Consider the following 13,255-nt stretch of genomic DNA (forward strand, 5'->3'; position numbering starts at 1 on the left):
AAAAATGAAGCTGATTCAACTGGGTCTGGTAGGAATATACGTCTGGTTACTGGATATATCCTACGTTTACTTTATTTCCCCAGAATATGCTTATATGGGGTATATATATCGGCAACATCCAAGTGCAATCATGATAGTGATTTCCATGGTTTTCATTATATTGCCAGCCATATTCGTAAAAAAGGAACTGGATAAGCCGTCGGAACTCGTTTTCTGGATTTTATATTTTATTGTCTATATACCGGTAGTATGGGTTCCGAACTATTTATTTACGCTGCAGCCCGATTTTATATATACGAATGTACTTTTGTTTTTTTGTTTACTTATCATTGGGAATGTAAATAGATTGCCAGCCATGAAGTTTACACCTCCTAATGTTAATCCCGGTCTATTAAAAATCATTTTTGTTATAACATTATTGATTTTTTTTCTTTACATTTTCAAAGTTTCGGGGGGAATTAGTCTAAAGCCCCCTATCAATTCTGAGGATATCTATGATAAGCGAATGACCTTTCGAACAAAACTAACCCCTCTTGCAGGCTATATTATACAGTGGCTTGCAAAAGTATGTAATCCATTGGTCGTGACCATTGGCTTATGCAAAAAAAAATATACCTATGTGGTTATCGGACTAGGGCTGCAATATCTTTTGTACACGGTCAATGGCTTGAAATCCACTCTATTATCGACTGGATTATTAATCATTGTATTCATTGCTTTTCGGAAGAAGGGAAGGGATTTTTCCATCCTTTTTTGTATAAGTCTTTGCTCTCTGTTAGGCATCAGCATTTTTCTGGATTTTATCCTTGATCAGGCATATTTTTCTAATTTATTTGCCAGAAGGATGATCATCACACCGGGCTTGCTGACAAGCTATTATATAGACTTCTTTTCAACTCATCCAAAAGCCTTGCTATCGTATAATATTTTAGAAAAATTCATAGATCCTGTTTATGACAAGAGTCCGCCATACATTATCGGTACAGAGTACTTTGGCCGACCAGAAATGGCAGCCAACGCCAATATGTTCGCCGATGCTTTTGCTAATTTCGGTTATATTGGATTCTTGGTTTATACAGTGATCTTAGCAGCGATATTATGGTTTTATGATAGCCTTACGCAAAATGAAAAGTGGCAAGGTGTCGGCATAATCCTGTTTGTTGTACCTGCATGGTGTTTAGCGGATACTGCGCTTACCACAACGTTTGTGACAGGCGGGATGTTTTTTACTTTCGTTATCATGTATTTATTGTTAGGGTCAGATTTACAAAAGGGAGATAACAGATGAAGTTATTTTATAATATTAGTTCGGTGCACCCATGGAATGATACGAGGATTTATTTCCGGCAAGCCTTTTCTTTTGGAGAAACGGGAATTTACAAGGTGAAGCATATAGCGATTGAAAATAACTTGATCCCTGAAAACATCCCTGCCAATATCGAAGTTGAACTGTTGACTAAGAAATCCAGGAAAGGGCGAATGTTGAATTGGATTGCTCTTTACCGCAAGATCAATAAAGATAAACCTGATGTGATTCAGTTTCATGATCCGGAGCTGCTGATTTTAATGAACATCATAAGAAGGATTCCCAGTTATCATCCAGTCATTGTTTATGACATGCATGAAAATGTACCAAAGGTCCTTATGAGAAAAAAAATCCCCGGAATTGCATTGAGAATGTATCGTCTTTTGGAGAAACGATTGCTAAGGGCATGCAGCGGGGTCGTGTTTGCAGAAATGACGTATAAAGAGGATTATCAGTTCTTAACTTGTCCAACAACAGATGTGTACAATTACCCGAAAATTCCTGAAATGGAAGAAAACAAAGGAAAAGAAGATGTTTTCACTTTTATCTACCTAGGAAGCATCTCTGATATACGTGGCGGGGAAACCATGCTGATTCTTGCAAAAAGATTAGTAGAATTAAAGAAAGTGTTTCATATGAAGATCATTGGAACGGGCAGGGAAGGCTATATCGAAAAATTGAATACATTCATTCTGGACAACGGCTTGGAAGATTATATCAGCCTAGAGGGTGTAATGGCTTTTGATAAAGCATTCGAATCCATCCAGAAAGCACATGCAGGCATGGCATTTTTAGTTCCTGATCCTAATTTCATGGGTGGTAAAACAACAAAGTGTTTTGAATATATGGCCGCGGGCATTCCATTTATGGTTTCTGATTTTCTTATTCAAGATGTACTGGATAAATGGAGCTGTGGAGTGTCGGCCGATGCAGCGAACATGGATGATATGGTTCAAAAAGCGGCTTATTTACTGGAATCCCCAGCCATGGCAGCGAACATGGGGGAACGAGGAAAAGCTGCATATAGACAAGAATATAATTGGGAGAATGAAGAGGAAAAACTACTATCTTTGTTTGATGAATTAAATTCATGCTCCTAGGAGGTTTGCTATGGGATTATTTAAATGGATAAATAAATTGGCATTTATCAGTAACTGGGGGAGACTGGGCGGAATCCACGGATTAATCGTCATGTTCGTTTACCGGATAGGCAATATCATTTACTATAAAGTGAACGTTCCAATCTTAAAACAAGCATTATGGATTGTGTACCGCATGATTGATTTGTTAATTATAAGACTCTTCATGAACTGTGAATTTCCCGCGCAATCTCAAATAGGAAAAAAGTTGCATCTTCCACATGGAGCTAAAGGCATTATAATCAATCCGTTTACTAAAATAGGGGATCACGTTACAATATTGCATCAAGTAACGTTCGGGCAAAGTAAAGAAAGCAGAAAAGCTCCTGAGGTTTGTGATTATGCATATATTGGAGTGGGCGCTAAAGTATTGGGCGGCATCCGAATTGGCAAGAATTCGAAAGTGGGGGCAAATGCAGTTGTTTTGACACCCGTTCCCGATAATTGCACGGCAGTTGGAGTACCAAGTGTGATTAAAGGTAAGCAGAAAGAAAACGTTATAAAATAATTGCACGTAAACAAATAAAGGAGTGTTCAATTAGCCTAATTGAACACTCCTTTTAATTATCCCATGTTGCCCTTCATGAGATGATCGATCAAGCCAGGAAAATCAGTTGATAAAGAAATAGGGCAGCAAACAAGTAGACGAATGGATGGACTTCACGGAATTTGCCTCTTGCCATTTTTAATATGGGATAGGCGATGAACCCGAGTGCTATCCCGTTGGCGATGCTTGATGTTAAAGGCATGGCGACAATGACCAAAAAGGCTGGGAATGATTCATCAAAGTGTGTCCAGTCAATTTCATTAATGCTCTTAATCATCATGCTTCCGACGATGATCAAGCTAGGTGCCGTGATTGCCGCTACATTTGAGACTGCTCCTATCAACGGGCTGAAGAAGGCGGTTATTAGGAAAAGGATGGCCACGACCAACGCGGTTAAACCTGTCTTGCCGCCCGCTCCTACACCAGCTGATGATTCAACCGAGGCAGCGGTCGGGCTTGTGCCGAACATGGCGCCGACAGTAGTGCCGATCGAATCTGCAAAGAAGGCACTGCCGGATTTTTCAAGCTTATTTTCCTTCAGCAATCCAGCTTGACGGACAATGCCCAATAAAGCACCGGTCGTATCGAAAAGCATGACAAGCAAAATGGAGAAGACGACGCCATATAGCCCGTAGTTAATGACATCGGCGATAGATGTGATGGGATTGGCGACTATTATTCCTTCAGGTAAGGAAGGGGTGGAGACCAGGCCGTTAATTTCCAATTGGCCTGTAAAGAAAGCGATTATGGCGGTCACGATCATTCCGATGAATATCGCTCCCTGCACATTGCGAACGATCAGCACGATCGTTATGACCAGACCAACCAATGTAAGTGCCACACTGGGATCCCTGAAGCTTCCAAGGGTAACCAGGTTGGATTCATGCTGTGTGACGACACCAGACAAACGAAGTCCGATGAAGGTGATGAAAAGCCCGATTCCGGCACTGATTGCATGCTTTAAGTTATTAGGGATGGCCTCGATCAATTTTGAACGGAAAGAGGTTAGGGATAAAAGGATAAAGATGATACCGGTAACAAAGACTGCAGAGAAAGCAACTGTGTATGAGATATCATGGGTTCCCAATACCGAGTATGCAAAATAAGCATTCAATCCCATTGCTGGTGCTATGACAATTGGGTAATTGGCTAAAAGGGCCATGCATAGGGTACCGACTATTATTGCGATTATGGTTGCTGTGAATGCCTGGTCGAATGGAACACCGGCATCAGAAAGGATCATGGGGTTTACAACGATGATATAAGCTAGTGTTAAAAAGGTTGTAAGCCCCGCAAGTACTTCCGTTTTAATATTTGAATTCCGTTCTTTTAATTTAAACATGCGGTCACTCCTTTTTTATATACAAAAAATCCTTGCAAAAATCTACAAGGAGGAGATGCTTACCCTTTTTCAAGTAAGTAGCTCGATAGATGGATAATAAATCTTATAAATTATATTAGAAAAATAACTAAAGTACAATAGGATGAAAAATTTTAAGGTACAGGTTTTCTCGAAAATAGATAATGATATACTAACAAATAGCTTAGACTAAGGATAATGACTTGAAGTGAAGGCAGCTGTTACCATTTAAGTGGATTTATCAGTAAATTAAATGAAGAAATTCAGAAAGTAGGCCCATACATGACAGAATTCATCGACCTTGGCGTCAGCCCGGCGATTAACAACATATTAAAGCAAATAGGAATATCCGCCCCTACCCCGATTCAGGAGAAATCGATACCCGATATCCTTGCTGGAAGGGATGTCATCGCAAAGGCGCAGACAGGAACGGGGAAGACTTTGGCCTTTTTGCTGCCAATCCTGGAAAAAGTCGATCCCGCCGCATCCCACATACAATCACTGATCGTCACGCCAACAAGGGAATTGGCTTTGCAAATCACTGCTGAATTGAAAAAATTCGCTGATGAAATCGAAGGGCTTCAAGTGCTTGCAGTTTATGGCGGACAGGATGTCGAGCAGCAAATGAAAAAGCTGACAAGAAACATTTCCGTGGTGGTCGCCACGCCAGGCAGGTTATTAGATCATTTACGAAGAGGCACCATCGATCTCTCACAAACTGGAACGCTTGTGCTAGATGAAGCTGATCAAATGCTTCATATTGGGTTTTTACCAGAAGTGGAAGAAATCATGGAACAGCTTCCAGAGGAGCGCCAAACGCTGCTCTTTTCAGCGACGATGCCTGAACAGGTTCATCAATTGGCTAAACGCTATATGACTAAACCATTAACTGCCGCTGTGAAGGCTGAGCAAGTAACGGTCGAGAAAATCAGGCAGCTTGTCATCGAGACGACCGATCGTGCCAAACAATCTTCATTAATCAACATGATCAAAGAAGAACAGCCATACCTTGCAATCATATTTTGCCGTACAAAACGTCGCGTTTCGGTATTGAATGATGCCCTGAAGGCAGCTGGATTCAATTCTGAAGAGCTTCATGGTGACCTTTCACAGGCAAAGCGGGAACGTGTCATGAAAAACTTCAGAGACGCAAAGCTTCAATATTTAGTGGCGACGGATGTTGCTGCACGAGGGCTTGATGTAGAAGGCGTGACCCATGTGTTTAATTACGATGTTCCCGAGGATGCAGAAAGTTACATCCACCGAATCGGCCGGACGGGCCGCGCGGGTGAGAATGGCTTGGCTGTCACCTTCATAGCAACGAAGGATCTTCAGCTATTAAGCGATATTGAAAAAGGGATCTCCATGAAAATCGAAAGAAGGACGATTGAAGGAGTGAAAATGTTCCAACCCGATGAGGTGAGGCAAAAAAGGAAGCGTCATGATGACTCTTCCGATGAGGGTACTCGCCGCCCGCGTTCGGGAGGAGGAAGGAAACATCGGGAACGGATCGATACGAGAGGACCGAATAGGGGCAGTCACCGTTCTGTAAATCAAGCGGACAATCGTGAAGTCGAGAGGGAGAAACCACGTGGAGGCCGGATGGAAAACAGCCGCGGGCCTATACGTGAGGATTCACGTGGAGTTCGTTCGGAAAACAACCGCGGACCAAGGCGAGAGAATCCGCGGAGTGGCCGCTCGGAAGACGGCCGTGGACAAAAGCGTGACAATCCACGAGGAGGTCAAAGAGACAGCCGTAGATCAACTAGTACACAAGGCGCGAGTAATCGCAGAGGTGGATCTGGCAGCAGCCCCAATAGAGGGAGAAACCGGTAAAAGGGGGAGACGGGAGTGAACAAGCCTTGGTTGGCAGAATATCCAGTTTCTCTGGAGCTGGCAGGGAAATTGATCATGCTGCAGTTTCCGGAAATTGAGTTGAAAGAGATCAAGCAACTTGGGGAGGGTTTCGATAACACGGTCATACAAATCAATGGGCAATTTGTATTCCGTTTTCCCCGCCGCCCTATTGCAGTTACGTTGATTCAAGTGGAAAACCAGCTTTTGCCTTCCATTGCAGGCACTTTTCCGCTTGCTATCCCTGAACCCATTTTTTTAGGGAAACCAAGCACTTTGTATCCTTATCCTTTTACCGGTTATAAAATGGTGAAAGGACACTTGCCTGTAGAAGGAGCAAAAGCAAATAAGGTCGAATCGGCAAAAAGATTTGCCCGCTTTTTGAAGGTTCTTCACAGTTTCCCTGTCGAAAAGGCTATGCGTTTAGGTGTGCAGCCTGATGGGATGATGAGGCTGGATGTACCCTATCGAAAGAAATCACTTATGGAAAATGTCTCGAATCTAATAAAGCTAGGATACTTTGAACAGGCGCATGCAGTTAAGGATTTTGTTGAAACCTTAGGTGAATTGGATGTTCTGCATCCGATTTCGCTCGTTCACGGAGACATCCATATCCGGAATGTTTTACTTGATGACGAAGGCGTTCTCGCAGGTGTCATTGATTGGGGAGATGTCCATATCGGGAATCCAGCCATTGATTTCTCCTTTTTATACAGTTATTTCCCAAAAGAGGTGCGCAGTGCTTTTTTCGAAATCTATGGTGAAATCGAAAAGGAAACAGAGAGCCTAGCCCGGTTCAGAGCCATATATATGCTTGTTACATTACTCGTTTATGGCATAGATCGCCAAGATGAAGAGCTGATTGCCATTACGAGTACCGGTTTGGAATTTGCTATAGAAGAATAATTTTCATGCTCTTTTGATGTTTAGGAGGTACATATGAAGGCAAGTTATTATCAAACAATCACATTAATGGCGAACATATTGGATCAAGCTAATATTCCCTACCAATATACAGGTCGATCTGCTCTTTTCGTACAAGGAGTAGAAATCGATGACTATAAGGAAATCGACATGGATGTACAATGGGATGTCTTTAATGAGGCTTTGGATCTTTTTTCCGAATACGTGCCAACAAAGCCTGAAAGAAGTCCTGAGACTGCATTCTTTCTAATGGATGTCGAGGGGATATCTGTCACTGTTCGCTGCCGGTTTAACACGACCATTAAAACGGATCCTTATCGTTTATCCATAAAGATGGGGGATATGGAGGTTTGGTGCAGGTCGTTATACAGTTATTTATACGAAGAAGAAATGAGAAAGTTCAGTGCCGAGATTCATGCTTACTTATCAGCCGAGCAGAAGGGGTTCACAGCGGAAAATGAACAAGCCTGGAACCAGAATAATTATTTAGCGCTTGTCAATCGTTATGGAGATCCCGTTGAATTGGCATCAAAAATCAAACAAAACCCAAAATGGAGACTGCACCCTTTTTATAAATATATGGGGGAAATATCCGGCAAAAAAATCACTCATTTGATGGGATCGAACGGTGTTAAGGCAGTTGCACTGGCCATATTGGGAGCAGAAGTGAAAGTTGTTGATTTTTCCCAGGAAAACGCAATGTTTGCAAATGAGCTGGCAAGTGGCGCCAAAGTCTCCATCGAGTATATCGTTTCGGATGTCCTTTCGCTATCACCCGAGCATGAATCGGGGAATCAGGATTTGGTTTTAATGGAGCTCGGTGTCCTTCATTACTTAATAGATCTGCAGCCGTTATTTGAAAAAATTAAAAAGATGCTGAAACCCGGAGGCCGATTCGTACTGCATGAATTTCATCCGATTTCAACAAAGCTCATTACTTCAAATGGTAAAAAACATAAAATAACAGGCAACTATTTCGCTCCGGCAATCGAAAACAATGAGGTCGCCTTTTCGAAGCATATGCCGGATGAGGAAAAAGGGAGCCTTTCAAGAGTTGTACAGCGTAAGTGGACAATCGGGGAACTTATAACGTCAATAGGTCAATCAGGACTCGTTATTAAAGTGCTCGAGGAAGAACCGAATCATAAAATCCATGATATTGGGCTTCCGAAAACATATACCTTGGTGGCGGAACGAGTTTAAGCTGCATGATGAGGAAATGAAAGCTGACTGAAGGAGTGTTTTCAGTCAGCTTTTTATTTATTCCACAATAAAGGGGATGCCGCTTCTGCAGCATCCCCGAAAAAATTAATTTTGTGCCGACCATTCCTCTACATCCCATACTTTGGTAACCCAATCTTCATAGAAATCAGGTTCATGGCATACGAGGACAATCGTTCCTTTATACTCTTTCAATGCTCGTTTCAGTTCTTCTTTTGCAACGACATCCAAATGGTTCGTCGGTTCATCGAATAACAGCCAATTGCTTTCGGTAAGCATGAGTTTACATAGGCGCACTTTAGCTTGTTCCCCACCGCTTAAATGGCTCATCGGACGTGTAATGTGCTCGTTTTTCAAACCGACACGGGCAAGAATCGCACGTACCTGCGGTTGGTCCAGATGCGGAAATGCATTCCATACTTCATCGATCGGCGTCGTATCGCCTGCTTTCACTTCTTGTTCAAAATACGAAGAAAAAAGGAAATCGCCAAGTGATCTTTTACCTCCTAGAGGATCGATTTTACCCAAAATCGTTTTTAATAGAGTGGATTTACCAACTCCGTTACAGCCGACCACGGCAATTTTTTCTCCCCGCTCGATGGTCATGGACAACTTCGGAAGCAATGGGCGGTCATATCCGATTTCCAGATCTTCACCTTCAAAGACATAACGGCTGCTCGCACGTGACTCTTTAAAGTCAAAGGTAGGTTTCATTGCAGTTTCCGGACGATCGATGCGTTCCATGCGATTCAATTGCTTTTGACGGCTCTTTGCCCGTCCGGTCGTTGAATAGCGTGCTTTATTCTTTGCAATGAAATCTTCCTGCTTTTTAATGAATTCGCGCTGTTTTTCATAGGCGTTAATATGTTGGTTTTTATTCAATTCAGCCAGCTCAAGGAACTTTTCATAAGTTGCCGTGTAACGGGTCAATTTAGAAAATTCAAGATGGAAGATGACGTCGACGACGCCGTTCATGAACTCGGTATCATGCGAAATCAATAGAAATGCATGTGGATATTCCTTTAAGTAGCTGCTCAGCCAGCGGATATGCTCCACATCCAAGTAGTTCGTCGGTTCATCAAGAAGCAGTACTTCAGGCTGTTCCAAAAGTAGCTTGGCTAGTAAAACCTTTGTCCGTTGTCCGCCGCTAAGGGCAGAGACATCACGGTCCAAACCGATTGCATCCAACCCTAAACCGCGGGCCGCTTCTTCAATTTTAATATCCAGATTGTAAAAACCGCCGGCTTCCAGCTTGTCCTGGATTTCACCCATTTGTTCCAAGAGTTCTTCAAGTTCCTCCGGAGTGGCCGTACCCATTTTCTCTGTAACTTCATTCAGTGCTTTTTCCTGCTCGAATAAAGGCAAGTAGGCATCCCGTAAGACGTCGCGAATCGATTTACCTTTTGAAAGTATCGTATGTTGATCAAGATAGCCATATTCGACACCAGGTGTCCATTCGACCCGGCCATCATCATGGATAAGTTGTCCTGTAATGATATTCATCATCGTTGATTTCCCGACACCATTTGCCCCGACCAGACCAACATGTTCGCCGGCCATCAGGCGGAAGGAAACATCCTTGAATAAGGTACGGTCGCCAAAGCTGTGTGCTAATTTATCTATAGAAAGTAAGCTCATTTATATTGAACCTCCCAATTAATTTGAAAAAATCCCTACGTTTCATCATACTAAAATCTGCACGGGAATGCTATCTAATCTATTAATTTACATATATGTGGGTACGGGGAATCCTTAAAGTGAACCAATAGATCCAATGCCATGGTGCATTATCGCCCTGTCATAAATTATATGAGATAATAGAGGAACCAGTTTAAAAGCGAAAGGATGTTAATATGAGTAAAACAGTCGTACTGGCCGAGAAACCTTCGGTCGGAAGAGATATAGCAAAAGTGCTGAATTGTGGAAAAAAGGGGAATGGCTTTTTTGAAGGCGATCAGTATATCGTCACTTGGGCACTGGGTCATTTGGTTACCCATGCAGATCCGGAATCTTATGATGAAAAATATAAAACGTGGCGCCTTGAGGACCTGCCCATGTTGCCGCCTGCTTTGAAATTGGTCGTGATCAAGCAATCAGGCAAACAGTTTCAATCGGTTAAAACACAATTGAATCGCAATGATGTCAAGGATGTCATCATTGCAACGGATGCAGGCCGTGAAGGGGAACTTGTTGCACGCTGGATTCTCGAAAAAGCGAATGTGAAGAAGCCGGTCAAGCGGCTTTGGATTTCCTCTGTAACGGATAAAGCGATCAAAGATGGATTTAAAAATCTGAAAGATGGCAAGGAGTATGAAAATCTATTTGCCTCTGCTGTAGCAAGGGCGGAAGCGGACTGGATCGTTGGGATGAACGCGACGCGTGCCCTAACGACCAAGCACAATGCCCAGTTATCCTGCGGGAGGGTCCAAACGCCGACACTTGCGATGATTGCAAAAAAAGAAGAGGAAATAAAACAATTCCAGCCTAAGAAATATTATGGCGTTTCGGCAATTGCAGAACCCAATTTGCGCCTCGTCTGGCAAGATGCCCAATCAAAAGATATCCGCACATTTGATAAAAACAAGGCAGAAAAGGTTCTTGCAGCCGTTAAGGGGAAAAGTGCAGAAGTGGTTGAAGTGAACAAGGCACATAAGAAAAGTTTTGCCCCTTCCTTATATGATTTAACAGAACTTCAACGGGATGCCAATAAGAAATTCGGCTATTCGGCGAAGGAGACGTTATCGATCATGCAGCGCTTATATGAAAGCCATAAGGTCTTGACTTATCCAAGGACGGATTCACGCTTTTTATCAACGGATTTGGTTGATACGCTAAAAGAAAGATTACAGGCTGTAAGCATTAAACCATATGCCCAGTATGCATCAAGGATCCTGCGCAGCCCGATTAAAACAAATAAATCGTTCGTGGACGATAGCAAGGTTTCTGATCACCATGCAATCATCCCCACTGAGCAAACGCCGCTACCGGGAAAACTGAGCGACAAAGAATCGAAAATCTATGATTTGGTCGTTAAAAGGTTCCTTGCTGTATTGATGCCGCCTTTTGAATATGAACAAACGACCATCACCGCAAAAATGGGGCAGGAGACGTTCATGGCAAAAGGGAAGGTCATCCTGAAGTCAGGTTGGAAGGAAGTTTATGATCACCAATTCGATGAGGAAGAAGCTAAAGATGGCCTTGCGGAGCAACTGCTTCCGAACGTTCAAAAAGGTGACAGTTTAACCATTTCGACTGTGAAACAAACAGAGGGTGAAACGAAACCGCCGGAACCATTCAATGAGGGGTCGCTTCTTTCGGCAATGGAGAATCCTGCTCGTTTCATGGCAGGGGAAAGCAAAGAGCTCATCAAGACTCTTGGTGAAACTGGCGGGATTGGAACTGTTGCAACACGTGCGGATGTTATTGAAAAACTATTCAATAGCTTCCTGATCGAGAAGAGAGGAAAGGGTCTTCATGTCACCTCAAAAGGAAAACAACTTCTTCAATTGGCACCTGAAGACTTGCGTTCTCCAGCTTTGACAGCTCAATGGGAGCAAAAGTTAACTGCGATAGCAAAAGGAAAGCTGCCAAAACAGGCTTTCATCGGTGATATGCGCGCCTACGCCAAAAATATCGTCCATGAAATCAAAAATAGTGATCAAAAATTCAAGCATGATAACGTGTCAGGAACGAAATGTCCTGATTGCGGCAAGCTGATGCTAGAAGTGAATGGTAAAAAGGGAAAAATGCTTGTCTGTCAAGATCGTGATTGCGGCCACAAAAAAAGTGTTTCACGTGTAACAAATGCCAGATGCCCGCAATGCCATAAAAAGATGGAAATGCGCGGTCAAGGAGAAGCACAGACATTCACCTGTAAATGCGGTTTTCACGAAAAACTATCTTCTTACAATAAACGAAGAGGGCAAAATAAAAATCAAAAAGTATCCAAAAATGAAGTATCCAATTATATGAAAAAGCAAAATAAAGAAGAGCCGATCAATACTGCATTGGCAGATGCCTTGGCGAAACTGAAATTCGATAAATAAAAGTAAAAGGATGGAGCAATCGCTCCATCCTTTTTCGGTATATTCCTGCTTCGACTAAATTTCATTCAGTACGGTGCCATGTAATTCATATTCAAGTGTTTTGTCAGTGTGTGTGTGTTTATCCGAATCTACTCGTATGAGCGTACTGAATGGCTTCTGATCACCCGGACTGAAAATTGCTTCATCATTCTCTGGATTCCATAGGCTGTAAATACTCATGATCGTATCTTCCTCCTTTGGATGAGAAGACTAGTAATTCCCATGTTTGATTATCATCCAACTCTTCAATTGACTCTAACGCTGATCACCGGGACTAAACACCGCTGCGTCATTCTCTTTGTTCCATTGGCTTCTGATTGTACTCATCATGCACTATCATCTCCTTTGGTGAGAATGTCTTACAGTATTTGTATACCCGGATGGGACAGGTTAAAACATATATTTCAAAAAAAAATGATTATATCCCGAAATCAGTATTTGTATTTATCGACGTGATAAATAAGACTTTTTTTACTATCAAACAGTTTGTATTCTTGTTCGCCAATATTTCCAACCTTTATGCATAGTTTTGCAATCAGGTTTTATATCTATATGGCTTGATGAAAAAATTTAGCCTTGAGACCTGTGTTTTCTCCATCAAAAAATCAATTGTTCTTAACCAACAGAAAAAAACCCCTGTTACTCCGCGGAAGGACCGCTTGTAACAGGGGTTTATAATTAGCGTCCCAGATAGGAATCGAACCTACGACCTACAGCTTAGGAGGCTGTCGCTCTATCCTGCTGAGCTACTGGGACATATATTAAAGTCGACGACTTATTTATTATATTTCTTATAGGCAAACTTTTCAAGCTAATAGC

General features: G+C 42.4%; 10 protein-coding genes and 1 tRNA gene. 7 read left to right on the plus strand and 4 right to left on the minus strand.

Going from position 1 to position 13,255, the window contains the following annotated elements; genetic code table 11:
• Positions 1 to 4 precede the first annotated feature (4 nt).
• From AC1DIV_RS02225 to AC1DIV_RS02235, 3 genes are read left to right on the plus strand one after another with little or no spacing between them, the layout of a single operon-like run.
• Positions 5 to 1,288 (plus strand): hypothetical protein, encoded by a 1,284-nt coding sequence (locus AC1DIV_RS02225; protein ID WP_340878197.1) that lies wholly within the window; start codon positions 5 to 7, stop codon positions 1,286 to 1,288.
• A complete protein-coding gene (locus tag AC1DIV_RS02230; RefSeq protein WP_477575695.1) occupies positions 1,285 to 2,406 on the plus strand; it encodes a glycosyltransferase family protein in 1,122 nt (373 codons plus the stop codon). The genes AC1DIV_RS02225 and AC1DIV_RS02230 overlap by 4 nt, the downstream gene beginning before the upstream one ends.
• Positions 2,407 to 2,416: 10 nt before the next feature.
• Positions 2,417 to 2,953 carry a serine O-acetyltransferase gene (locus AC1DIV_RS02235; RefSeq protein ID WP_340878195.1) on the plus strand — a complete coding sequence of 179 codons (537 nt, stop codon included), beginning with the start codon at positions 2,417 to 2,419 and terminating at the stop codon, positions 2,951 to 2,953.
• Between the two features lie 88 nt (positions 2,954 to 3,041).
• Here AC1DIV_RS02235 and AC1DIV_RS02240 read toward each other — a convergent pair whose 3' ends face one another.
• Positions 3,042 to 4,334, minus strand: a complete 1,293-nt coding sequence (locus tag AC1DIV_RS02240; protein ID WP_340878193.1) for an NCS2 family permease — start codon at positions 4,332 to 4,334, stop codon at positions 3,042 to 3,044.
• A 300-nt stretch (positions 4,335 to 4,634) separates the two neighbouring features.
• Here AC1DIV_RS02240 and AC1DIV_RS02245 point away from each other — a divergent pair, with 300 nt between their 5' ends.
• Genes AC1DIV_RS02245 through AC1DIV_RS02255 form a run of 3 tightly spaced genes read left to right on the plus strand, consistent with a single transcriptional unit; the run spans position 4,635 to position 8,333 of the window.
• A complete protein-coding gene (locus AC1DIV_RS02245) occupies positions 4,635 to 6,188 on the plus strand; it encodes a DEAD/DEAH box helicase (protein ID WP_340878192.1) in 1,554 nt (517 codons plus the stop codon).
• Positions 6,189 to 6,203: 15 nt separating this feature from the next.
• Entirely contained in the window at positions 6,204 to 7,112 is a 909-nt protein-coding gene (locus tag AC1DIV_RS02250) for a phosphotransferase (protein ID WP_340878191.1), read from the plus strand.
• Positions 7,113 to 7,145: 33 nt separating this feature from the next.
• Entirely contained in the window at positions 7,146 to 8,333 is a 1,188-nt protein-coding gene (locus tag AC1DIV_RS02255; RefSeq protein ID WP_340878190.1) for a class I SAM-dependent methyltransferase, read from the plus strand.
• Positions 8,334 to 8,438: 105 nt separating this feature from the next.
• Here the strand turns inward: AC1DIV_RS02255 and AC1DIV_RS02260 are convergent, their stop codons facing one another.
• The gene (locus tag AC1DIV_RS02260; protein ID WP_202186238.1) at positions 8,439 to 9,989 is read right to left on the minus strand and encodes an ABC-F family ATP-binding cassette domain-containing protein; all 1,551 of its coding nucleotides are present in this window, start codon (positions 9,987 to 9,989) and stop codon (positions 8,439 to 8,441) included.
• 215 nt (positions 9,990 to 10,204) lie between these two features.
• On the opposite strand from AC1DIV_RS02260, the gene AC1DIV_RS02265 reads away from it, so the two are divergent.
• The gene (locus tag AC1DIV_RS02265) at positions 10,205 to 12,397 is read left to right on the plus strand and encodes a DNA topoisomerase III (protein WP_340878189.1); all 2,193 of its coding nucleotides are present in this window, start codon (positions 10,205 to 10,207) and stop codon (positions 12,395 to 12,397) included.
• 54 nt (positions 12,398 to 12,451) lie between these two features.
• Here the strand turns inward: AC1DIV_RS02265 and AC1DIV_RS02270 are convergent, their stop codons facing one another.
• Together AC1DIV_RS02270 and AC1DIV_RS02275 are read right to left on the minus strand one after the other, a co-directional pair.
• Positions 12,452 to 12,616 carry a hypothetical protein gene (locus AC1DIV_RS02270; RefSeq protein WP_156404392.1) on the minus strand — a complete coding sequence of 55 codons (165 nt, stop codon included), beginning with the start codon at positions 12,614 to 12,616 and terminating at the stop codon, positions 12,452 to 12,454.
• A 502-nt stretch (positions 12,617 to 13,118) separates the two neighbouring features.
• Positions 13,119 to 13,192: transfer RNA gene (locus AC1DIV_RS02275), tRNA-Arg, on the minus strand.
• Positions 13,193 to 13,255 lie beyond the last annotated feature (63 nt).

Source organism: Peribacillus sp. 05N428 (assembly GCF_056397085.1).